The organism is Aeromonas sp. WP2-W18-CRE-05 (genome assembly GCF_014168615.1).
GTDB lineage: Bacteria > Pseudomonadota > Gammaproteobacteria > Enterobacterales > Aeromonadaceae > Aeromonas > Aeromonas caviae.
Window position 1 is genome coordinate 3,816,305 of sequence record NZ_AP021917.1, and the last position, 23,097, is coordinate 3,839,401.

Below are 23,097 nucleotides of genomic sequence, written 5' to 3' on the forward strand. Positions count from 1 at the left end.
ATACCGTGCCCCCATGCCAGTCCAGAACGCCAGAAAGATCCTGACCCAGTCCCTGCAGCGCCTCGGCTATGCCCTGTTGCTGCCCGTCTCCATCCTGCCCCTGGCCGCCCTGCTCCACCGGCTCGGCCAGCCGGACGTGCTGGATCTCGCCGTGCTCTCCCTCGCCGGTCGCGCCCTCTTCAGCCAGATGCCGCTCATCTATGCGGTGGCCATCGCCTTCGGGTTGAGTCGCCAGGGGCAAGGAGCCCAGGCGCTCGCCGGTGCGGTCAACTTCCTGCTGCTGAGCTCGGCGCTGGGCACCCTGGTGCCCGGGCTGCATGCGGACATGATCTGCGGCCTGCTGGCCGGGCTCGTCACCGCCATGGTCTGCTCCCGGGCCCGCGCTCTGCGGCTGCCGGGCTGGTTGCGCCCCCTGCAGGAAGATCTGCCGGGCATGTTGCTCTCGGCGCTGGCCTGCCTGCTGCTGGTGCTCCCCCTCTCCATCCTCTGGCCGCTGCTGGAACAGGGGCTCACCCTGCTCGCCTCCGATCTGCTCACCACGCCCTTTGGCGCCTTCTGCTATGGCGTGCTGAACCGGCTGCTGATCCCCCTCGGTCTGCACCAGGTGCTGGGCAGCCTCATCGGGCTCGGGGAGAGCAACCTGCAAGCCCTCTCGACCGCCCAGCCGCTGCATGAAGGCTATGTGGCCGGGCTCTATCCGGTCATCATGTTCGGCCTGCCCGGTGCCTGTTTTGCCATCTGGATCCATCGCCAGCGGATGCAGCAACTACCCCAGGGAGGGCTGCTGCTCACCCTGGCGCTCACCTCGGCACTGGTGGGCATCACGGAGCCCATCGAGTTCCTGTTTGCCTTCACCGCTCCCTGGCTGTTTCTGGCCCATGCCCTGCTGACCGGGCTGTCGCTGGCCATCTGCAGCGGGCTCGACATCCAGGTGGGCAGCTACTTTTCCGCCGGATTGCTGGATCTGGTGCTGAGCTACCACGCCGGTCTGCACAGCTTCTGGCTCATCCCCCTGGGCATCCTCTTCTTCGTCGTCTATGCCCTGCTCTTCTCCCGGCTGCTGGAACACGCCCCCCTCAGTCTGCCGGGCAAACCCATGGCCGAGGATCTCTCCCGGCTCGCGACCGTGGCCCCCACCGATCCCCAGATGCTGGCTATCCAGTACCTCAAGATGCTGGGGGGCATGGACAACCTGCAGGCCATGAGCGTCTGCCTGACCCGCCTCAGCCTGCGAGTTCGCGACATGGCCCTGGTGGATCAATCCTGCCTGGCCAGACTGGGCTGCCTCTCCTGGGTCGTGCTGAACGAACATCAGCTGGTGCTGGTGCTCGGCCCCCATGCCGGCCTCATCGAAGGGCAGATCCGCATGCTGGCGGAACGCCAGTCGGTCCCGCTCGGTCTCGAACCGGCTCAGGCTCCCCTTGGCCAGCACCAGTGATCAGGCAAAGGGAAGACGCTCGGCCACGAAGTCCATCAGGCTGCGAAGGGCGGGGGCCAGGTGTTCCCGGCTCGGGTAGATGAGATAGAAGGGGTTCACCGGAACCAGGAGATCCGGCAGCACCTTGAGCAGTCGCCCCGCCGCCAGATCGTCGCCGCAGACATGGGCCGGCAGCAGGGCAATCCCCCCGTCATGGAGTGCCAGCTCCCGCAGCGCCAACAGGCTGTTGCTCTGGCAGGCCCCGCGAGGGCGCCAGCCCCCCTCCTGCAATGGCCACACCGGCAAGGAGCCATGTACCAGGCAGGCGTGTCCGGCCAGCTCCGAGAGTTGGAGCGGCGTCCCGTTGGCCGCCAGGTAACCGGGAGATGCCACCAGATGGCGCGCCACCTGGCCGATGCGCCGGCAGATCAGGCTGGAATCTTTCAGCGGTGCCGCCCGCAGCGCCAGATCATAACCCTCCCCCACCAGATCAAGCTGCTCATCGCAGAGGGTCAGCTCCAGCACCACCTCGGGGTAGAGGGCCCGAAACTCGGCCAGGATCCGGCCGAGCAGCAGGGTGCCGGTCGCCTCCGGCGCGGTGATCCGCACCCGGCCGGCCGGGGCCGCGCGCAGCCGCGCCATCGCCAGATTGGCGCTGCGGGCCAGTGCCAGCAGCGCCCGGCACTGCTCCACATAGACCTCTCCCTGCGGGGTCAGGCTCAGCCGGCGGGTGGTGCGCTGCAACAGGCGCACCCCGAGCTGGGATTCGAGCCGCGAGATCTTCTGGCTGACCGAGGATTTGGGCATGCCGAGCAGCTCGGCCGCCCCGGTAAAACTGCCCTGCTCCACCACAGTGGCAAACAGCCCCATCAGCTCCAGTTCGACATTGTTCATATATTCAAACAGTCTTTACCAATTACCCATCTTAATCTGAATAATCAACCAGACTAGAGTGGCTGGCAATCCCCATCCAACCGATTTGAAAGGAACTGCCATGAAAGCCATCGCCCTGACCCACTATCTGCCGAGCGATCATCCCGACTGCTTCATCGAGGTCAATCTGGCCGACCCGACACCGGGCCCGCGCGACCTGCTGGTGCGGGTCAACGCCACCTCCATCAACCCGGTCGACACCAAGGTGCGCGCCCCCAAGGCCAAGGTCGAGAGCAGCCCGCGAGTGCTGGGCTGGGACGCCGTGGGCGAGGTGATCGCCGTCGGTAGCGACGTCACCCTGTTCAAGGCCGGTGACAGGGTCTGGTATGCCGGCGACATCAGCCGCCCGGGCAGCAACAGCGCCCTGCAACTGGTGGACGAGCGCATCGCCGCCATCGCCCCAGTCACCCTGACCGATCTGGAAGCCGCCGCCCTGCCGCTCACCGCCATCACCGCCTGGGAAACCCTGTTCGAGCGCATGAGCCTCACCCGCGAAAGCACCGGGCGACTGCTGATTATCGGGGGCGCCGGCGGAGTCGGTTCCATCGCCATCCAGCTCGCCCGCCAGCTCACCGGCATGGAGGTGATCGCCACCGCATCGCGCCCCGAAACACGGGAGTGGTGCCTGGACATGGGGGCCCACCAGGTGGTGAGCCATCACCATCTGCAGGCGGAGCTCAAGGCGCTCGGCATCAACGAGGTGGATGCCATCTTCTGCACCAACGCCACCGAGCAGCACTGGGATGCCATGGCCAGCCTCATCCGTCCGTTTGGCCACATCTGCACCATCGCCGAGTCCAGTGACCCCTGGGATCTGGGTCTGCTCAAACCCAAGAGCGTCACCTTCAGCCAGGAGTTCATGTTTACCCGCTCCCTGTTCCAGACCCCGGACATGATAGAGCAGCACAACCTGCTCGGCCGGGTCGCGGCCCTGATCGATGAAGGGGTGCTCAAGACCACCCTCAGCAAGGTGGTGCCCGAACTGACACCCCTCACCCTGGCCCGGGCTCATGCCGAGCTGGAAGCGGGTCGCATGGTGGGCAAGCTGGTGATCGACATGAGCGGTTTCCATCGCTGAGGCGCCGCCAGAGCGGGTATCGTCGTCCTGACTATTCCCTTGTAGGTAAATAAATGCACCATCATGGGGTGAAATCACCAGTGACAAGCCCCAAGAGTGCACAGCCCCGCAGGTAACCTTTGTCCCTGACGGGGCATCTCCCCCGAAAAAACCATAAAAAAGAGGCCATCCCGTCGGGATGGCCCTAAAAACCTGAACGTTGGGGTAACAATCACACACATATCCTTATGCAGGACATCTGTAACTTTGCAGATAGCGTGCCAATCTCTGCTTTTCCCTCCCAATTAACCGCTTTTCAGCGCACCGGCATAAAAAAAGCCACCCGAAGGTGGCTGAAAAAAGATGACGGAACTTCATAGAGCAAAGCATTCAGCGGGAACAAGTTGCTTCCCGTCACCCATGAAGGAATACATTAACCGTGCCAACTTGGCAGAGTTACCTCCCTTCCCCATGAGGCCATGGTCAAACCACGACAGCACGGGCCCATGATGATAGAATCCCGCGGTTTCACATTTATGAAGAGCCGACGCCATGCCCTGGATACAAATTCGAATCAACGCCACTGCCAAGACCGCAGACAAGGTGAGCAACATGCTGCTGGGGCGTGGGGCCCAGGCGGTGACCTTTATGGATGCCAAGGATGTGCCCGTCTATGAGCCCATGCCCGGTGAAACCCCGCTCTGGGGAGAGACCGAAGTAATGGGACTGTTCGACGCCGAAACCGATCCGGCTCCCACCATCGCCTTCTTCCAGCAGATCTTCGGCGAAGACGTGGGCTACAAGGTCGAACAGCTGGAAGACAAGGACTGGGTGCGCGAGTGGATGGATCACTTCCACCCCATGCAGTTCGGCGAGCGGCTCTGGATCTGCCCGAGCTGGCGCGACGTGCCGAACCCCGATGCGGTCAACGTCATGCTGGACCCGGGCCTGGCCTTCGGTACCGGTACCCACCCTACCACGGCGCTCTGCCTGCAGTGGCTGGACGGGCTGGATCTGGCCGGTAAAACCGTGGTCGACTTTGGTTGCGGCTCCGGCATCCTCGGCATTGCCGCCCTGAAACTGGGCGCCGCCCGGGTCATCGGCATCGACATCGATCCGCAGGCCATCCAGGCCAGCCGTGACAACGCCGAGCGCAATGGCGTCGCCGATCAGATAGAGCTCTATCTGCCGGCGGATCAGCCGCAAGATGTCGAAGCGGACGTGGTGGTCGCCAACATCCTGGCCGGCCCGCTGCGCGAACTGGCGCCGCTGATCGCCGGCCACGGCAAAGCGGGCAGCCTGATGGCCCTCTCCGGCGTGCTGGAAAGCCAGGCGCCGGAGCTGGAAACCATCTACGGCCAGTGGTTCGAGATGGACCCGACCGCCGTCAAGGAAGAGTGGTGCCGCCTCTCCGGCCGCAAACTCGGCTGATAAGCAACAAACCACGGCGGCTGCCAACCCATCGGCCGCAAACTCGGCTGATAAACAACAAGCTACGGCAACTGCTGCAAACTCGGCTAAGTCATTGACACAAAGCTGCCAACGGGGCTCCCACACGGGAGCCTCGCCTGTTTTCAACCTGCCCGCAGCAGCCACCTCTCTGGTACGGCCAACCAGCACCATCCATACCCGCACTGCAATCAGTGCTCATTTGACCACACAGCTCACCCCGTTTCCGGTAGGATAGGCCGCCAGTCCCTCTTGCGACACGGAGTGCCTATGCGGATTGCCATACTGGATGACTATCAGGATCAGGTGCGTCATCTGCCCTGCTTTACGCGCCTGGCAGGCCACGATGTCACCATTCTCACCCAAAGCGAACCTGACCCCGAGCGCCTTGCCGCCAAGCTGGCAGGGGTGGAGGCGCTGGTACTGATCCGCGAGCGCACCCGCATCGACGAGGCGTTGCTGCGCAGGCTCCCCTCCCTTCGGCTCATCAGTCAGACCGGCAAGATCAGCCAGCATATCGACCCCCTCCTGTGTCAGCGCCACGGGGTGGCCGTCGCTGAAGGCATCGGCAGCCCGGTGGCGCCCGCCGAGCTCTGCTGGGCGCTCATCATGGCCGCCTCCCGCCACCTCCCGGCCTATTGTCATGCCCTCGCCCAGGGACAGTGGCAGCAATCCGGCACACTGGGGCTGGGCCGTACCTTGCAGGGGCTGACGCTCGGCATCTGGGGCTACGGCAAGATTGGCAGGCTGGTGGCCGGTTACGGCCGGGCCTTTGGCATGTCGGTGCTGATCTGGGGCAGCGAGGGTTCCCGCCAGCAGGCCGAGCGGGATGGCCATGCCAGCGCCCCCAACAAGGAGGCCTTCTTTCGTGACGCCGACATCCTCTCTTTGCATCTGCGCCTGCACGAGGCAACCCGTGGCTGTGTGACCCGCACCGATCTCGCGCGGATGAAACCGGACTCCCTGTTGGTCAACGTCAGTCGGGCTGAGCTTGTCGAGCCGGGCGCCCTTTATGCTGAACTCGCCGCCAACCCCACCCGGCGTGCAGCGCTCGACGTGTTCGACGCAGAGCCGGCCACGGCGCAAAGCGAGCCTTTGCTGCGCCTGCCCAATGTGCTGGCCACGCCCCATCTCGGCTATGTGGAGCGCAACAGCTACGAGCTCTACTTTCAGGCCGCCTTTGACAACCTGATTGCCTTTGCCGAGGGCAGGCCGACCAATCTGGTGCTGCCCGTAGCGGGCCGCTGATCACGGTTATCCGACGGCCGGACCGCTAACATGTGAACCCCATGCGCCACCAAGGCAAGCCACAGGAGCAGCCATGACCGAGTACGACAAGATGATCGCCAGCCAGCCCTACAACTGCATGGCACCGGAACTGGATCTGTTGCGCCGGGAGACGGCCCGTCTGTACCGCCGCCTCAATCGCAGCGACAAGGAGGATGAGCAGCTGGCGCTGCTGCAGCAGATCGTCGGCGAGCTGGCCCAGGGTGCCTTCATTTGCCCGCCCCTCTACTGCACCTATGGCCGCCACATCTACCTTGGCGAGCGCAGCTACATCAACATGGGGGCCACCCTGCTGGACAATGCCCCCATTCGCATCGGCGCCGAGGTGATGATTGGGCCAAACGTGCAGATCTACACCGCCGCCCATGCGCTGGATGCCGATGAGCGCATTCAGGGGGTTGAGACGGCGCTGCCGGTCACCATTGAAGACAGGGTCTGGATTGGCGGCGGTGCCATCCTGCTGCCCGGTGTCACCATAGGGCGGGAAGCTGTTGTGGGCGCTGGAGCCGTGGTCACCAAAGACGTGCCGGCCGGCGCCAGGGTGGTGGGCAACCCGGCCCGGCTTTTGCCAGTCAAAGACTAGGCAGAGGGCCCGAGGCTCGCTCAGGCGCTCTCCAGCAAGCGGTCGATGCAGTGCACCACCTGCATGCTGGCGTTTTCCATGGTCTTGAGCTGCTCGACCATCCCTTTGATATCCCCCTGCTCGCGCGCGTGCAGGGCAGCCTTGCCGCTCTCGTGGACCCGCTTGTGCGGCCCGTCCAGTTCACGAAAGCCCGGCTTGTGGGCAAAGAGCTCGGCACCCTGCCCCTCTAAATACCATTTACCCAACCTGCACTGAGCGTGGTCGCTCACCGGCTCGTGAAAATGCTGCTGATCGATGAGCCGATAGATGGTGTTTTTCCAGACGGCGTGATCCAGCTTGGTGGTATTGAGGAAGGAGGTGGTGGCCGCGCTGTGGATCACCTGCTGCATCCGGCCAGATTGTGCCAACACCTGGGTCACCACCACATCGATCTGGGAGGAGGAGGTCGCCACTTCGGCGGCACTGGCCTGGTTGTCATCGATGATGGACTTGATCTCCTGTGCCTGGGCCACTATCTGCTTGACCAGCACCTCGATCTGGCTGCTGGCCTCATGGGCCTTGCTCGCCAACTGACGCACCTCATCGGCGACCACGGCGAATCCTCGACCAGCTTCACCGGCCCTGGCCGCCTCGATGGCCGCATTGAGTGCCAGCAAGTTGGTCTGCTCCGAAATCCCCTGAATGGCGGTCACGAACTGGTTGATGGCGGATGTGCTGGCATCGAGCTGATGGACGGCCGTGAGACTGCGAACAGCCTCATCCGTGATGGCATGGGCACGATTGGAAAGACGGGTGATGGCGCCCCTGGTCTGGGCAAAGAGCTGATCCAGCTCGCAGAGTGCTCCCTTTTCCGCCATCAGGTGCTCGGCACTGCCGGCCAGTGCTTCCCGCACGCTCTGCAACATCTCTCCCCCCTGATTCTGACAGGAGATCACCTGATTGAAGAGATCGCCACGCTCCCGACTGGTGCGCTGCATGTGCTCGTACTCACCGATGGTGGCACGCAATTCGGCCAGCTCGCTCTGGTGCTGCTGCTCTTTGAGAAGCAACGCCTCCCTAAGCTGTTGATTCTCTTTTTCAAGCTTGCGGTTGAACCACATATGGCCTCCGGATGGCATAGGTGCGGGCAGTCGATGTCAAAGGGAAACCTCTGGCTCTCTTGTCTCTGTCGATGCTGGCGGATCCCGGGCCGGATTTCACCTGTAAATGCAGGATCTTTGATCCTGATCCTGATTCCAATCGAGGCCACACGCATGGCTGTGCAAAAGATCGACGCAAAGAGGCCGGGTGAGGTAGATAAGAGGCAGAGAAAAAAGAACGCGGAAGTGCCAGCCCTACAAAAAATGAAGCCCAATGTCATCAAGACGTTGGGCTGTAAAAAGGTGCTACGGAATTGCGACTCTCATCGCAGAAAATTAGAAGGGGTCACCTTCTAAACTGGCACAGGGATAATAACGTGGCACAAACGTTTTACATAGCGTAATAAACCAGGAGTGAGAAGAATCTCTCACAATTCAAAAAATGTCCGGCCAACCCCCTTCTACCCTCTTGGCAAGTGCGCATTTATCAGTACAGCCTGACGGCTCTGTCAGAAAACAAAAAAGCCCTGAATAATCAGGGCTTTTTGCGTTCTGCGCTTCAGAAGCTGCGCACGAAGTCCTGGATGGGCAACTCGCGCAGCTTGCGGGCCTCCAGCATGGGGGTACCAAGGTAGAGGAAGCCCACCAGTTGATCCTCCGGTGCCAGCCCCAGTGCACCATGGATCTGCTCGTCGAAGATGAACCAGCCGGAGCGCCAGATGCCGTTGAAGCCCTGGGCCTGGGCCGCCATCTGCATCGCCATCAGGGCGCAACCGGCAGAGAGCTCCTGCTCCAGTTTCGGTACCTTGGGGTGCGCCTGATAACGGGTCGCCACCGCGATCACCAGGGGAGCACGCAGTGGCGCGGCGCGGCACTTCTCGACACTGTCCGCATCCTCGCCACGGGCATGGGCGGCATCGGCCAGCAATGTCCCCAGGCGCTCACGCCCCTCCCCTTCGAACAGGATGAACTGCCAGGGGGTCAGAGTGCCGTGATCCGGCGCCCGCAGCCCGGCCTTGAGGATATTGTCGAGCACTTCGCCACTCGGGGCAGGCTCGGCCAGACGACCACAAGAGTGGCGATTGAGTAACAGATGGAGGGCATCCATGGGGCAGTTCCTTGTCAAAGGCGATGATGGCGCTACCTTAGCACAGCACCAGATGAAGAAAACCCCTGAGGTTCAGGGGTTTGTCAGGATACGAAAGGGTCGGGAGGCTAGATGACAGCAGCCAGCTCCGCCCCTTGCCGGATGGCTCGTTTGGCATCCAGCTCGGCGGCCACGTCGGCCCCGCCGATGATGTGCACCGGCTTGCCAGCAGCCTGCAGACCGGCCTGCAACTCCTTGAGGGGCTCCTGTCCGGCACAGATGATCACCTGATCCACCGGCAGGCACTGCTGCTGGTCGCCCACCTGGATGTGAAGCCCGGCATCGTCGATACGCAGATACTGGACGCCGGAGAGCATCTGCACCTTGCGATTCTTGAGCACGGTGCGATGGATCCAGCCGGTGGTCTTGCCAAGGCCGTCGCCCACCTTGCTCTCCTTGCGCTGGAGCAACCAGATCTGGCGCTCGGGCGCATCAATTTCGGGGGTAGTCAGGCCGCCGCGCTCACCCAGTTGCTTGTCGATGCCCCACTCCTTGAGCCAGTGATCGCGATGGCTTGCGGCATCCGGTGATCCTCTCTTCTCAACCAGGTATTCGGCCACGTCAAAGCCGATGCCGCCGGCGCCGATGACCGCCACTGCCTGGCCGACTGGTTTGTGATCCCGCAGCACATCCAGATAACTCAACACCTTGGGGTGCTCGATACCCGGGATATTGGGAGTGCGCGGGCGGATGCCGGTGGCGAGGATCACCTCGTCAAAACCGCCGCCCAGCAGGCTCTCGGCACTCTGGCGCTGGCCCAGATAGAGCTCGACGCCGCACTTCTCCAGCCGTTTGGCGAAGTAGCGCAGGGTTTCTTGAAACTCCTCCTTGCCCGGGATCTGCTTGGCAAAGTTGAACTGGCCGCCGATTTCGCTCGCCTGATCGAACAGGCTCACCTGATGGCCCCGCTCGGCGGCATAGCAGGCAAACGCCAGCCCCGCAGGACCCGCCCCCACCACCGCCAGCTTCTTGGGCTGGGGCACCCGGCCAAACGTCAACTCGGTCTCGAAACAGGCGCGGGGATTGACCAGGCAGGAGGCACGCTTTTGCTTGAACACGTGGTCGAGGCAGGCCTGGTTGCAGGCGATGCAGGTGTTGATCTCGTCCGCCCTGTCTTCAGCCGCCTTGATGACGAACTCGGGGTCCGCCAGGAAGGGGCGCGCCATGGAGACCATGTCCGCCTCCCCCCCCGCCAGGATGCGCTCCGCCACCTCGGGGGTGTTGATGCGGTTAGTGGTGATGAGGGGCACCTTGAGGTGCTTTTTCAGCTCGGCGGTCACCCAGCTGAAGGCACCGCGCGGCACGCTGGTGGCGATGGTGGGAATGCGCGCCTCGTGCCAGCCGATACCGGTGTTGATGAGGGTCACCCCCACCTGCTCCAGTGCCCGGCCAAGTGCGATCACTTCCTCAAGGGAGGAGCCCTGCTCCACCAGGTCCAGCATGGAGAGGCGGAAGATGATGATGAAATCCGTGCCCACCCGCTCACGGATGGCGCGGACAATCTCCACCGGGAAGCGCATGCGGTTTTCGCTGCTGCCGCCCCAGCTATCGGTGCGCTTGTTGGTGCGCTCGCAGATGAACTGGTTGATGAGATAGCCTTCCGACCCCATCACCTCGACCCCGTCATAACCGGCCGCCTTGGCCAGCGCCGCAGTGGCGGCGAAGTCGCGAATGGTGCCACGGATCTGCCGCTCGCTCATGGCCCGCGGCTTGAACGGGGAGATGGGAGCCTTGAGGGCGCTCGGCGCCAGGCTGAACGGATGGTAGGCGTAGCGGCCCGCATGAAGGATCTGCAGCGCTATCTTGCCCCCTTCCTGGTGCACTGCCTCGGTCACCTTGCGGTGTTTGGCTACCTGCCAGGGAAAGCTCAGCTGGGAGCCGTGGGGCACCAGCCGCCCCCGCAAATTGGGGGCGATACCGCCGGTCACGATGAGACCGACCCCGCCACGGGCCCGCTCGCCATAGAAGGCGGCCAGCTTGTCAAAGCCCCCCTTTTCCTCCTCGAGGCCGGTGTGCATGGACCCCATCAGTACGCGGTTGCGCAACTGGGTAAAACCCAGATCGAGGGGGGTCAGCAGCGTGGGATAACGGCTCATGATGCACTCCTTGTCGAGGTCGATGTGCACGGGGTCATGCTCCAGCCTTCCTGGCTGCCTCGGGTGACGGGCAGTAAAAAGAAGGGGGTGGGTGGAGATGGGGTCGGCTCATCGGGCCTTTCAGTTAATTTTTTGTTATCAAACTGGAGCTAGAGTAAAGAATCGAAAACTCTTTTTCAAACAAATGTTTGGACATTTTTTCAGCGAACAGCCGTGTTCCGAAGTGGCGGGGGGCAGTCGACTCAAGGGGAAATGGCAATTGGCTGCGCAACTGGTTAATAATGGCTGCTCTCAACCCATTAACAGGGCGACAACGCAGCTATGTCTATTTTCAAAGGTCTGGGATGGCTCTTTCGCAGCCTCTGGCGCCTGCTCAACTTTACCCGCTTGATGCTGGTCAACCTGCTGTTTCTTCTCGTCGTGCTGGTCATTGTCTTCAGCGTCAGCCAGAGCGAGACCCCAAGCACCCCCATCGAGGGGGCGCTCACCCTCAATCTCTCCGGTGTGCTGGTAGAACAGCGCACCCAGACCGATCCCACGGTGCAACTGCTCAGGCAGATGGACAAGGGGGACGAGCAGCCAAGCGAAATCGTCCTCTCCGATCTGCTGTGGGCCATCAAGAGCGCGGGGAATGACGATCGCATCAAGGCACTGGTGATCAAGCCCCAGGGTCTGCAAGGGGCCAGCCTCTCCAAACTGCAGGAGGTGACGGCCGCCATCGACGCCTTCAAAGAGAGCGGCAAGCCGGTCATCGCCATGGCGGACTACTACAGCCAGGGGGCCTATCTGCTCGCCGCCCACGCCGACCACGTGCTGCTCAACCAGAGTGGTGCCGTGCTGATCGAGGGGCTGGGTGTCTACCAGACCTACTTCAAGTCGGCACTGGAGAAGCTCAATATCACCCCGCACGTCTTCAAGGTCGGCACCTACAAGTCCTTCGTCGAGCCCTACACCCGGGACGAAATGTCCCCCGAGAGCAAGGAGGCGAACCAGCGCTGGCTGGATCAGCTGTGGCAATCCTATGTGGCCGACGTGGCGGAGCAGCGGGAGATCGAGCCGGATGCCGTCGCACCGAACAAGGATCACTTCCTCGAACTGCTGCGCAAGGCCGGCGGCAATGCGGCCAGCTACGCCCTCGACAACGGTCTGGTGGATCAGCTCGCCACCCGCGACGAGATGACCCAGGCGGTGATCAAGGAAGTGGGCGAGGCCGATGATCACGGCTGGAAGGGCGTGGGCCTGAAAGAGTATCTGGCCGCCATCCCGGAACAGTACCCCCAGAGCGGCAAGGATGAGGTTGGCCTCATCACCGCCAGCGGCGCCATCATGGATGGCGTCCAGCCTGCCGGCACCATCGGCGGCGACAGCCTTGCCGATCTGCTGGCCGAGGCCCGCCGTGACGATCAGGTGAAAGCCGTGGTGCTGCGAGTGGACAGCCCCGGCGGCAGCGCCTTCGCCGCCGAGCAGATCCGCGCCGAATTGCTGGCCCTGAAACAGGCGGGCAAGCCGGTGGTCATCTCCATGGGCAGCTACGCCGCCTCCGGTGGCTACTGGATCTCCGCCGATGCGGACAAGATCTTCGCCTCCCCCACCACCCTCACCGGTTCCATCGGGGTGTTCGGCATGTTCGCCACCATCGACAAGGCGCTCTCCCAGTACGGGGTACACACCGACGGCGTCGGCACCACCGACTTCGTGGGGGTCGGGCTGACCCGTGCCCTGCCGGATCACGTGGGTGAAGCCATTCAACTGAGCGTGGAAGACACCTATCAGCGCTTTGTCGGCCTGGTGGGCAAGGGCCGCGGCCTTAGCCCGGAAGAGGCGGAAAAAGCCGCCGAAGGCCGGGTCTGGACCGGGCAGGATGCCAAGGCACTGGGGCTGGTGGACGAGTTTGGCAATCTGGATGACGCCCTCAAGGCGGCCGCCGATCTCGCCAACCTCAAGAGCTGGCAGGTCACCCCCATCGCACCGGAAGAGTCGGCCAGGGACAAGTTCCTGCGCGAGCTGTTTGACAGCAGCGCCCAGGCGCTGGCCCCGCACCTGCAAAGCTGGCTGCCCGCCGGGCTTGGCAAGGCGCTGCTGGAGATGAACCGCACTCTGGACCCGCTGACCCGCTTCAACGATCCCCAGGGCACCTACGCCTTCTGCCCGGTCTGTCTCCCCTGACGCCGGGGACAGCCATAAAAAAACCGCCGACAGGCGGTTTTTTTATGGGGCAAGCTGCCTTGTCAGGTCAGCAAGCCGGACGCTTGCCAGCGGTGCAACTCTGCCAGCACCCGGGTCTCTCGCGCCGTCCACTGGGGACAGGGACCCGCCAGCTGGGTCTTGTTGGTTTGCAGTGCCTCGGCCAGGGGGAACCAGCCCGGCGTGAAGCCGAGGCGGATTTCGTAGGGCTGGGGGCGCGGCGCACTCCAGTCCTCCCCGACCCGGCAGAGGTAATAGGACGATCGGATGCAGTAGGCATCGTAATCCGGCTCGCGCGCGGCACGATACTCCCGGGTCTCTCCCAACAGGGGGCCCACGGCCACCAGCTCGGCGCCACACTCTTCCCGCAGCTCCCGGGCCAGGGCCGCATCGTGCGCCTCCCCGTGCTCGATGCCGCCACCGGGGAACATGAGATCCCCGTTGACGCTGGAGTGCACCAGCAGCAATCGATCACCGCGCATCACCACGGCCCTCACCGTGGCCCGTTCAAGCACCCTGTCCTCGCCGCGGATCTGGCCGTGGACGAGACGGATATCGAAGGGATGGGCCCACTCCCGGGCTTCTGACAGGGTCGGATTCATGGTGTGCGGTAGCTCCCCTGCCTGAGTGCATCGACGATGGTGGCCGCCTGGTCGTCCAGCGTCTCCTGCTCCTCCTTACCGATGGCATGGTAAATGCCGAGCCGGGTGGCGGAGACCTCGGGGCTCTCCTGGAATGACTCGCTCACCTTGCCCCACAGATAGGCCTGATCAAATCGCTTCTGCCCCATGTAGAGGGTGCTGAGGGCGGTGAGGATCCGGCTGTTGACCTTGTCCCCCTCCCGATAGAGGGAGAGCGCATGGTGCATCAGCCTGATGGCCTTCTCGGGCTCGCTCTTGGCATAAATGCCGCCGAGCGCCAGTTGCAGCTCGGGCTCCTCGAGGCTCGGCGTCCCCTCCTGTGCGAGGAAGCTGGCGCGGGCCTCGGGACTGGTGTTGTTGGTCCAGTGCCAGAGCAGCAGGTAGGGATCCCGGGAGTTCCGGGTTTGCCCATCCAGCTGTTCCAGTTGACGGCCGGCGGCCAGCATCCCTTCCACTCTGGGGCTCTTCTGCTCCCTGGCCCGCTTGTACTCGATGTTGGTGGAGTGCTCGGCGCACTGCAGATAACGCTCCAGGCCGCGCATCAGATCGTACTTGCGCCTGTCCGTCCCCTCTTCCTGGAGATAGTAACGACCGCGAATGACGTCGCTGCGCTCATAGCGACACCAGCCGTCGTCCACCAGGTCCGCGCACAGGGCGGGATATTGGGAGCAGATGTTGTGGATCCTGTCGTCGTCGCAGGCCGTCAACGTCAGGCAACAAGCGAGGGAAAGCAGTAACGGACGCTGTGAGAATAGGGTCATGGTTCACATCTGGTTGATAACAATCGCAACCCGCACCGGCCACCGCCAACTAGCAAACAGGCTACATATCCATTACAATGCGCGCGCCGTATAAGGCCGCGATTGCAGAATAATATAACGAAACCATCAGCCCTACACTGATCTGCCTTCGACGAATTTCAATTTGCCCAGGCAACTTGCTTCAACAACGTGAAATAAAAGGATCTGGTTAATGACCCACGAGCACTACTTGCAGGCGTGGCAGGAGAGCCAGGAGCTCGCCGAAGCCATGCAACCCTTGATAGGTCGCCTCTACCGACAGCAAGGGATAGAGATCACCCTCTACGGACGCCCGCTGCAAAACGCCTCCACCATCGATATCCTCAAGGCCCACCGGGTCGTTCGCCGCCACCAGGGCACCCCGCTGCCCATCCAGCAAAGCTTCCCTCTCCTGCGCGCCATCGTCGCCCTGAACCCCACCGCCGCCGAAGTCGATCTCGGCAAACTGGCCGTGGGCTACTGGCAGGATCACCAGGATGAAGCCGGCATCGAGGACTATCTGCGTGCCAAGCTGGCACCGGCCCTGAACCGCAGTGCCGTGCCCGCCCCGACCGACGTGGTGCTCTACGGCTTCGGCCGCATCGGCCGCCTGCTGGCCCGCCTGCTCATCGAGCGCACCGGCGCCGCCAACTCCCTGCGCCTGCGCGCCATCGTGGTGCGCGGCGGTCGCGACGGGGATCTGGAGAAGCGTGCCAGCCTGCTGCGCCGCGATTCGGTGCACGGCCCCTTCAACGGCTCCATCGAGGTGGATGCTGAACGCAGTGCCATCATCGCCAACGGCACCTTCATCCAGGTGATCTATGCGAACAGCCCGGCCGACATCGACTACACCGCCTACGGCATCGACAATGCGCTGATCGTTGACAACACCGGCGTCTGGCGTGACGAGGCGGGGCTGTCCGAGCACCTCAAGGCCCGCGGCGCCGCCCGGGTACTGCTGACCGCCCCCGGCAAGGGGGAGATGAAGAACGTGGTGTTCGGGGTCAACCACGAGGTGATAGGCCCGGATGACAAGATAGTCTCCGCCGCCTCCTGCACCACCAACGCCATCACCCCGGTGCTCAAGGTGATGCAGGACAAGTACGGCATCCGCCACGGCCACGTGGAGACGGTCCACTCCTACACCAACGATCAGAACCTCATCGACAACTATCACAAGGGCGAGCGCCGCGGTCGCAGCGCCGCCCTCAACATGGTGATGACCAGCACCGGCGCCGCCAAGGCGGTGGCCAAGGCGCTGCCGGAGCTCAAGGGCAAGTTGACCGGCAACGCCATCCGGGTGCCCACACCCAACGTGTCCCTGGCCATCATCAACCTGTCGCTGGAACAGACCACCGATCGGGAGAGCCTCAACGGCTATCTGCAGCAGATGGCACTGAGCTCGGCCCTGCATCGCCAGATCGACTTCAGCGCCAGCACCGAGCTGGTCTCCTCCGACATGGTGGGCTCCCGTTTTGCGGGCATCGTCGACTCTCAAGCCACCATCGCCGAGGGGGATCACTGCGTGCTCTACGTGTGGTATGACAACGAGTTCGGGTACAGTTGTCAGGTAGTACGGGTGATGGAGCAGATGGCTGGCGTAGTCCGCCAGGATCTACCGGTATAGTCCGACAGGATCTGCCCGCCTGACCCCGTGTTCATGGCTCAATTTTCAAGGAGAGGCCGGATGTCGTCTCAGCAAGTGACGTTTCAACAAGCGATAGCGCAGATGCCCAAAGAGGTGTACGAGCGACTCAAGACTGCGGTCGAGCTCGGCAAGTGGCCGGATGGCAAGCCCCTCACCGAGGAGCAGAAGGCCACCTCCCTGCAGGCCGTGATGGCCTGGCAGGCGATGCACCTTGAGAACCCCGAGCACATGAACATCGGCCGTGACGGCGAGATCGTGATGAAGAGCAAGAGCGAGCTCAAGCGCCAATATCGCGACGAGGAAGAGATAGTGCGGGTCGACCTTAGCCACTGAGGCAGGCCGCACGTCACCTATCGCGGTAACGAAACGAAAGAGGGGAGCCATTATGGCTCCCCTCTTTTTTTCCTCTCTATGCAGGATGACTCATCCCCCTCATCCCCGGCCCTTCTCCCACCAGGGGAGAAGGGAACTGGCACGCACCTGCGAGCAGTCAGCGGGCCACCTGCCGGCGATCTTCATGGCAAACCTCGCCACCTCGATCTATCCCCTCTCCCGCTGGGAGAGGGTTAGGGTGGGAGGGAAAGTCAGGGGGTCAGTTCACCCCGCAGGGACTGCTGCATCAGCTCGCGGATGCGCGGCGCCGGCAGATCCTGGCTCAGCAGGAAGTGCAGCTTGGTGAGCGCCGCCTCGGCGGTCATGTCAAAGCCCGAGATGACTCCCGCACGGGAGAGGGCGTTGCCGGTGGCATAGCCCCCCATGTTGACCTTGCCGTGCAGGCACTGGCTCAGGTTGACGATGATGACGCCCCGGGCAGATGCCTCTGAGAGCAGCGCCAGCATGGCCGGGTTCTGGGGCGCATTGCCCACCCCGAAGGAGAGCAGGATCAGCGCACGCACCGGCTGTTGCAGGATGTTCGCTATCACCTCAGCCGAGATCCCCGGGTAGAGGGTCACCACCCCGATGGGCTGGGGGGTGATGTCGTGCAGCACCAGGGGGCGATCGCACGGCACTCCCAGCTCACCTGCCTCCAGGGAGATGGCGATACCGGCATTGAGCAGGGGCGGGTAGTTGGGCGAGTCGAAGGCGTGGAAGCCGTCGGCATGCACCTTCTTGCTGCGGTTGCCGCGATAGAGCTGGTTGTTGAAGAAGAGCGTCACCTCGTGGATCGGGTAGTTGGCCGCGATATAGAGGGCGTTGAGCAGGTTCTGCTGACCGTCCGAGCGCAGCTCGGCCAGGGGGATCTGGGAGCCGGTGATGATGACCGGCTTGTGCAGATCTTCGAGCATGAAGGAGAGCGCAGACGCGGTGAACGACATGGTGTCGGTGCCGTGCAGAATGACGAAACCGTCGTACTTGTCGTAGTTGCCCTTGATATCCTCGGCGATGCGCTGCCAGTCTGCCGGCGTCATGTCGGAAGAGTCGATGAGGGGGGCATATTCGTGGATATGGTAATCGGGCATTTCCGGTCGATGGAACTCGGGCATCCGTGCCAGACAGTCCTCCATGAAGCCCGCCATCGGTACATAACCGTGGTCGGAACGCTGCATCCCTATGGTGCCGCCTGTGTAGGCAATGTAGATGGACTTCTTCACACCCTCTCCTCTCTCTGGACTGGAAACCGGCAAATCAAACAGGGCTCAACCGATACAGCCCCCGTCCTTCAGATGGTGCGGGCGGGCTCAATATCGGTCATCAGCAGACCTCTTGAGGGTCTGTGTCCTCCCGTGGGGGCGGAACCGGGCGAATTATAAAGAGTGCCGCTGCAAATGACAGCCGCAGCAGCATTGTTGCGATCCGGAGCACACTCGGCGAGGCAGTTTTAAATGCCATGTTAACACCATGTTTTAATCATTAATGTGACATATGTGGATGTACTTGGTGTTTTTTGCTAGTATCCGGCGGATTTTTCACAAATCTCATCTGGACGCCCGACGAACACGGGCTCGTGTCGACCCCCTCTTTTGCACAGGGACGGGGCTGCGGCCCCTCTGTCACTGGCGCGTTCGCCACTCTGTTTCATCCCGGCTGGATCCGTGAGTCTTTCTCGCCAAAGACACAGCCGATCAACATGGGAGCACTGAATGCTACAACTTGATGCCTACGCCACCCTGGTCGCCGCGACCCTGGTGCTGCTGCTTGGCCGCCTGCTGGTCAACAAGATAGGACCCCTGCGCACTTTCAACATCCCCAAACCCGTGGCCGGTGGCCTGGTGGTTGCCCTAGTGCTGCTGGTGCTGCGTTCCACCCTGCAGATCGAACTGCAATTTGATACCAGCCTGCAGACGGCCCTGATGCTGACCTTCTTCGCCTCCATCGGCCTCTCCGCCGATCTGGGCAGCCTCAAGCGCGGCGGCAAGGCGGTGGCCACCTTCCTGCTGGTGGTCACCGGCCTGCTGCTGGTGCAGAACACCCTGGGGGTGGGTCTGGCCACCCTGCTGGGGCTGGATCCCCACATGGGGCTGCTGGCCGGCTCCATCACCCTCTCCGGCGGCCACGGCACCGGGGCGGCCTGGGGCTCCATCTTCACCGAGAAATACGGCGTGCAATCCGCCGCCGAGCTGGCGATTGCCTGTGCCACCTTCGGCCTGGTGCTGGGGGGCCTCATCGGCGGCCCGGTGGCCCGTTATCTGGTGAAGAAAGTGCAGGTGCCCGGTGAGGAGCACAACCGTGACGGCGCCCCCCAGGGCTTCGAGATGCCGGACATGGAGCGCCCGCTCACCACCTTCAGCCTGATCGAGACCCTGGCACTCATCGCCATCAGCCTGAAAGGGGGCGAAATGCTGGCCCTCTACCTCAAGGGCGGCGTCTTCGAGTTGCCGATCTTCGTCTGCGTGCTGTTCGTCGGCGTGCTGCTGCGCAACCTGCTCACCCTGCTCAACTGGCACGAAGTGAGCGACCGTGAGGTCTCCCTGCTCGGCAACGTCAGCCTGTCGCTCTTCCTCGCCATGGCGCTGATGAGCCTCAAGCTGTGGGAGCTGGCAAGCCTGGCCCTGCCCATCTTCATCCTGCTGGCCGTACAGACGGTAGCGATGGCGCTCTACGCCATCTTCGTCACCTTCCGGGTCATGGGGCGCAACTATGATGCGGCCGTGCTGGCGGCGGGTCACTGCGGCTTCGGCCTCGGCGCCACCCCCACTGCCATTGCCAACATGCAGGCCATCACCCAGCGCTTCGGCCCCTCCCACCTGGCCTTCCTGGTAGTACCCATGGTCGGTGCCTTCTTCATCGACATCATCAACGCCGTGGTGATCAAGCTGTTCCTGGCCCTGCCCTTCCTGTGATCCCGGGCGCAGGCCCCGTATGACAGAGCCCACCTTGCGGTGGGCTCTGTCATTTCTGCTCGCCAGCAGCACTGAATCCCATCCTTCATGGGTGCCCGCTGGGAAACATCTAAACAAAAAGCCCCGCACTCGGCAGAGTGCGGGGCTTTGTCATGGCGGCCTTGATCGCCGCGTGCCAGAACTTACAGGAGGATGGTCGATACCTGCTGGTTCAAATTGTGGCCTGACCTTCCTTACAAAATGAAGGCCGACACCTGCTGGTTCAGATTGCGGCCTGACCTTCCTTACAAAATAAAGGTCGACACCTGCTGGTTCAGGTTGGTGGCACGCCCCTTGAGGTTGTGCGCCTGATCCAAGTCGCGCATGGCGGAAGCGGTGATCTCGTCGCTCACATCCTTGATGGCGGTGGTGTTCTGGGTGATTTCACCGGTCACCTGGGTCTGCTCCTCGGCGGCGGTGGCGATCTGGCCCGCCATGTCGGAGATGAGGCTGACGGCCTGGGTGATCTCCTCCAGAGCCGCAGCGGCAGCGTCGGCATCCTTCACGCTGTTGTCCGCCAGCCCCTGGCTGGTCTGCATCAGGCTCACCGCGCGGGCCGTGGTCTGTTGCAGGGTTTCGATGGTGGACTGGATCTCCTGGGTGGAATCCTGGGTACGGCGCGACAGCACCCGCACCTCGTCCGCCACCACGGCGAAACCGCGACCCTGTTCGCCGGCACGGGCCGCTTCGATGGCCGCGTTCAGCGCCAGCAGATTGGTCTGCTCGGCGATGCCCTGGATGGTGGAGAGGATGCCGGAGATGGCCTGAGCGTGACGGCTCAGCTCGCCGATGACGCCGGTCGCCTGCCCCACTTCCTCGGCCAGGTTGTTGATGGACTGGCGAGTCTGGTTCACCAGGATCTTGCCCTGTTCACTGCTCTGGGCGGATTGCTGGGCGGCGGCAGCGGTGTTCTCGGCGTTGCCCGCGATCTCCATGGTGGCACTCGCCATCTCGGTAACGGCGGTGGCGACCATGGTCACCTCCTGTTGCTGGCGTTGCAGCTCTTCCACCGCGGCCTGGTTGGTCACCAGACTGCGTTCGGCATCGGCGTTCAGCTCGTTGGCAAGCTGACGGATGTTGGCGATGAGCTGATGCTGGCTGCCCACGAAGCGGTTGAAGCTGCCGGCGAGCTGGCCCACTTCGTCATTGGCGTCGATCTTGATGCGCTGGGTCAGATCGCCGTTACCGTCGGCGATGCGGGCCAGGGCCTGGGACACCTTGGTGAGGGGACCGAGCAGCAGGCTGACCAGCCAGGAGATGGCGAGAATGCTGCCCACCAGCACCAACAGGGCCAGGCCGAGCTGGGTCATCAGCAGGGAGGAGAGCGGCGCCTCCAGGGTGCTCTTGTCCAGTACCAGCACCAGCTCCCAGTCGGTGTCCGGAATGTCCGTCGCCCACAGCAGCTTGTCACGCCCCTCGTTGTCGAAGAAAGCAGGCACCAGGCTGTTGCTCGCCTTGCTCTGCTCGATCAGGGCATTGGTCAGATCGTTGTCGATCTCGCTGGCTGGCTTCATCGCCTTGGCCGCATCCTTGTAGGCGATGACGGTGCCATCCTTGTGCATCAGGATGGCGAAGCCGTCCGCTGGCAGCTTCATCTTGGTGATGTCATCCACCAGGGAGGCGATGGAGAGATCCCCCCCCACCACGCCGCCCTGGGCCGGCTGGGCCAGGGTCACCACCAGAATGTTGTAGGCCACGTCGAGGTAGGGTTTGGTGACGATCATGCCGCCCTTGGCCATGGCTTCCTGATACCAGCCACGGGAGCGGGGATCGTAACCATCGCGGTTGATGGAGGGGTCGGAGTCGTTCATCTTGCCGCTGCCCTCACCAAAATAGGTGAGCTGGAAACGGCCGGACACCTGGGCCTGTTGCAGGGCGTTGAGGGGCTCGGCACCGGCCTTGTTGCCAAGGGCCTGGATAACGTCACGACGGGCCGCGAGCCAGTCGCTGACGCTGGCGGCCTGCTGGCTGCCAAGGCGTTGCACCTGTTCCTGACTGCCTTGCAGCAGCATGGACTTCTGGCTGGTGTAGCTCTGCCAGGAGAGCAGCAGGATCACCAGTGACAAGGCGATGACCACAGACAACAGTATCTTCTGCTTGAGTGATAGGTTTTTCATCGTGTTTTCTTCTTGTGGGGGTCGGGAACAGGATCAATCGGGAGTGCGTGGCACTGTGTGTTGTTAGCGGCCAATCTGCGCAAAACTGAAGCGGCGAATGGCGTGAGTGACGATATTTTACGCGGAAATTTTAAAAATGCTGCGGAAAATTGGAGCAGGAAAAAGAGCGGGGCCAGCCAACCCTGTTTATTCCTTCTGCAATTGGCTAGAATATCCCGTTTTTAAATCACATCGACCCCGAGAGTTTTCACGATGTTTGAAGTCAATCCTGTATTAAACAAGCTTAAGGAGCTGTCTGAGAGGACCGAGCTGCTTAGGGGGTACCTTTGACTATGACGCCAAGAAAGAGCGTCTAGAAGAGGTCAATGCCGAGCTGGAACAGCCGGATGTCTGGAACGAACCCGAGCGCGCACAGGCGCTGGGCAAGGAGCGCGTCTCCCTGGAGAACGTCGTCAGCACCATCGATACCCTGACCCAGGGCGTCGATGACGTCGAGATGCTGGTCAGCCTGGCCGTCGAAGGCGAAGACGAAGAGACCTTCAACGAAGCCGTTGTCGAAGCGGACGAGCTGGAGGCCAAGCTGGTGGATCTCGAGTTCCGTCGCATGTTCTCCGGTCAGCACGACGGTTCCGACTGCTACATCGACATCCAGTCCGGTTCCGGCGGCACCGAGGCCCAGGACTGGGCCAACATGGTGCTGCGCATGTACCTGCGCTGGGGCGATGCCCACGGCTACAAGCCCGAGCTCATCGAATGCTCCGAGGGCGACGTAGCCGGCATCAAGTCCGCCACCATCAAGTTCACCGGCGAGTATGCCTTCGGCTGGCTGCGCACCGAGACCGGCGTGCACCGCCTGGTACGCAAGTCGCCGTTCGATTCCGGCGGCCGTCGCCACACCTCGTTCTGCTCCGTGTTCGTCTACCCCGAGATCGATGATGACATCGAGATCGAGATCAACCCGGCTGATCTTCGCATCGACGTCTACCGCGCCTCCGGTGCCGGTGGTCAGCACGTCAACCGGACCGAGTCCGCGGTGCGTATCACCCACGTGCCGACCGGCGTGGTGGTGCAGTGCCAGAACGACCGTTCCCAGCACAAGAACAAAGATCAGTGTATGAAGCAGTTGAAGGCCAAGCTCTACGAGCTGGAAATTCAAAAGCAGAACGCTGAGAAGCAAGCCCTCGAAGAGACCAAGTCCGACATCGGCTGGGGCAGCCAGATCCGCTCCTACGTACTGGATGATTCCCGTATCAAGGATCTGCGCACCGGCGTCGAAACCCGCAATACCCAATCGGTACTCGACGGCGACTTGGACAAGTTTATCGAAGCCAGCCTGAAATCAGGCCTGTAAACAGAGCAG

18 protein-coding genes are annotated in these 23,097 nt (G+C 62.7%); 10 read left to right on the forward strand and 8 right to left on the reverse strand.

Going from position 1 to position 23,097, the window contains the following annotated elements; all coding sequences use genetic code 11:
- Positions 1 to 13: 13 nt before the first annotated feature.
- Entirely contained in the window at positions 14 to 1,438 is a 1,425-nt protein-coding gene (locus tag H7R73_RS17775; protein ID WP_109112679.1) for a PTS transporter subunit EIIC, read from the forward strand.
- Here the strand turns inward: H7R73_RS17775 and H7R73_RS17780 are convergent, their stop codons facing one another.
- Positions 1,439 to 2,311, reverse strand: coding sequence for a LysR family transcriptional regulator (locus tag H7R73_RS17780; RefSeq protein WP_182951341.1), 873 nt, complete (start codon positions 2,309 to 2,311; stop codon positions 1,439 to 1,441).
- Between the two features lie 100 nt (positions 2,312 to 2,411).
- Here H7R73_RS17780 and H7R73_RS17785 point away from each other — a divergent pair, with 100 nt between their 5' ends.
- The 4 genes from H7R73_RS17785 (at position 2,412) to H7R73_RS17800 (ending at position 6,726) form a co-directional block, all read left to right on the forward strand.
- Positions 2,412 to 3,428: a zinc-binding alcohol dehydrogenase family protein gene (locus H7R73_RS17785; RefSeq protein ID WP_182951342.1), complete on the forward strand. Its 1,017-nt coding sequence runs from the start codon at positions 2,412 to 2,414 to the stop codon at positions 3,426 to 3,428.
- A 531-nt stretch (positions 3,429 to 3,959) separates the two neighbouring features.
- A complete protein-coding gene (gene prmA / locus H7R73_RS17790; RefSeq protein ID WP_010675412.1) occupies positions 3,960 to 4,838 on the forward strand; it encodes a 50S ribosomal protein L11 methyltransferase in 879 nt (292 codons plus the stop codon).
- 288 nt (positions 4,839 to 5,126) lie between these two features.
- Positions 5,127 to 6,104: a D-2-hydroxyacid dehydrogenase family protein gene (locus tag H7R73_RS17795; RefSeq protein WP_103259657.1), complete on the forward strand. Its 978-nt coding sequence runs from the start codon at positions 5,127 to 5,129 to the stop codon at positions 6,102 to 6,104.
- 73 nt (positions 6,105 to 6,177) lie between these two features.
- Positions 6,178 to 6,726, forward strand: a complete 549-nt coding sequence (locus H7R73_RS17800; RefSeq protein ID WP_049048223.1) for a sugar O-acetyltransferase — start codon at positions 6,178 to 6,180, stop codon at positions 6,724 to 6,726.
- A gap of 20 nt (positions 6,727 to 6,746) precedes the next feature.
- On the opposite strand, the gene H7R73_RS24425 is transcribed toward H7R73_RS17800, so the two are convergent.
- The 3 genes from H7R73_RS24425 to H7R73_RS17815 form a co-directional block, all read right to left on the reverse strand.
- The gene (locus H7R73_RS24425) at positions 6,747 to 7,826 is read right to left on the reverse strand and encodes a methyl-accepting chemotaxis protein (protein WP_103259656.1); all 1,080 of its coding nucleotides are present in this window, start codon (positions 7,824 to 7,826) and stop codon (positions 6,747 to 6,749) included.
- A 538-nt stretch (positions 7,827 to 8,364) separates the two neighbouring features.
- Positions 8,365 to 8,913 carry an NAD(P)H nitroreductase gene (locus H7R73_RS17810; RefSeq protein ID WP_010675416.1) on the reverse strand — a complete coding sequence of 183 codons (549 nt, stop codon included), beginning with the start codon at positions 8,911 to 8,913 and terminating at the stop codon, positions 8,365 to 8,367.
- A gap of 107 nt (positions 8,914 to 9,020) precedes the next feature.
- A complete protein-coding gene (locus H7R73_RS17815; protein WP_103261093.1) occupies positions 9,021 to 11,048 on the reverse strand; it encodes an NADPH-dependent 2,4-dienoyl-CoA reductase in 2,028 nt (675 codons plus the stop codon).
- Between the two features lie 321 nt (positions 11,049 to 11,369).
- On the opposite strand from H7R73_RS17815, the gene sppA reads away from it, so the two are divergent.
- Complete coding sequence (gene sppA, locus H7R73_RS17820) at positions 11,370 to 13,214, forward strand: signal peptide peptidase SppA (RefSeq protein WP_045525758.1); 1,845 nt, start codon at positions 11,370 to 11,372, stop codon at positions 13,212 to 13,214.
- Between the two features lie 62 nt (positions 13,215 to 13,276).
- Here the strand turns inward: sppA and H7R73_RS17825 are convergent, their stop codons facing one another.
- Both H7R73_RS17825 and H7R73_RS17830 read right to left on the reverse strand, forming a co-directional pair.
- Positions 13,277 to 13,834, reverse strand: coding sequence for an NUDIX domain-containing protein (locus H7R73_RS17825; RefSeq protein ID WP_045525756.1), 558 nt, complete (start codon positions 13,832 to 13,834; stop codon positions 13,277 to 13,279).
- Entirely contained in the window at positions 13,831 to 14,634 is an 804-nt protein-coding gene (locus tag H7R73_RS17830; RefSeq protein ID WP_041215690.1) for a DUF2989 domain-containing protein, read from the reverse strand. Before H7R73_RS17830 ends, H7R73_RS17825 begins: the two co-directional genes overlap by 4 nt.
- 211 nt (positions 14,635 to 14,845) lie before the next feature.
- Between H7R73_RS17830 and H7R73_RS17835 the strand changes: the two genes are divergently transcribed.
- Both H7R73_RS17835 and H7R73_RS17840 read left to right on the forward strand, forming a co-directional pair.
- Positions 14,846 to 16,279, forward strand: coding sequence for a glyceraldehyde-3-phosphate dehydrogenase (locus H7R73_RS17835; RefSeq protein WP_103259654.1), 1,434 nt, complete (start codon positions 14,846 to 14,848; stop codon positions 16,277 to 16,279).
- Positions 16,280 to 16,339: 60 nt separating this feature from the next.
- A complete protein-coding gene (locus H7R73_RS17840) occupies positions 16,340 to 16,633 on the forward strand; it encodes a YeaC family protein (protein ID WP_010675423.1) in 294 nt (97 codons plus the stop codon).
- Positions 16,634 to 16,884: 251 nt separating this feature from the next.
- Here H7R73_RS17840 and ansA read toward each other — a convergent pair whose 3' ends face one another.
- Complete coding sequence (gene ansA / locus H7R73_RS17845) at positions 16,885 to 17,892, reverse strand: asparaginase (protein ID WP_010675424.1); 1,008 nt, start codon at positions 17,890 to 17,892, stop codon at positions 16,885 to 16,887.
- Positions 17,893 to 18,381: 489 nt separating this feature from the next.
- Between ansA and gltS the strand changes: the two genes are divergently transcribed.
- On the forward strand, positions 18,382 to 19,581 hold the full coding sequence (gene gltS, locus H7R73_RS17850) for a sodium/glutamate symporter (RefSeq protein ID WP_041215692.1): 1,200 nt from the start codon (positions 18,382 to 18,384) through the stop codon (positions 19,579 to 19,581).
- 284 nt (positions 19,582 to 19,865) lie between these two features.
- Here gltS and H7R73_RS17855 read toward each other — a convergent pair whose 3' ends face one another.
- Positions 19,866 to 21,737 (reverse strand): methyl-accepting chemotaxis protein, encoded by a 1,872-nt coding sequence (locus H7R73_RS17855; protein ID WP_041215693.1) that lies wholly within the window; start codon positions 21,735 to 21,737, stop codon positions 19,866 to 19,868.
- A gap of 252 nt (positions 21,738 to 21,989) precedes the next feature.
- On the opposite strand from H7R73_RS17855, the gene prfB reads away from it, so the two are divergent.
- Positions 21,990 to 23,088, forward strand: a protein-coding gene (gene prfB / locus H7R73_RS17860; RefSeq protein ID WP_102948437.1) for a peptide chain release factor 2 whose coding sequence is annotated in 2 segments (ribosomal slippage) — positions 21,990 to 22,064 and positions 22,066 to 23,088 — 1,098 coding nt in all. Because the reading frame shifts where the segments join, the coding sequence is not laid out codon by codon here.
- Positions 23,089 to 23,097: the final 9 nt, after the last annotated feature.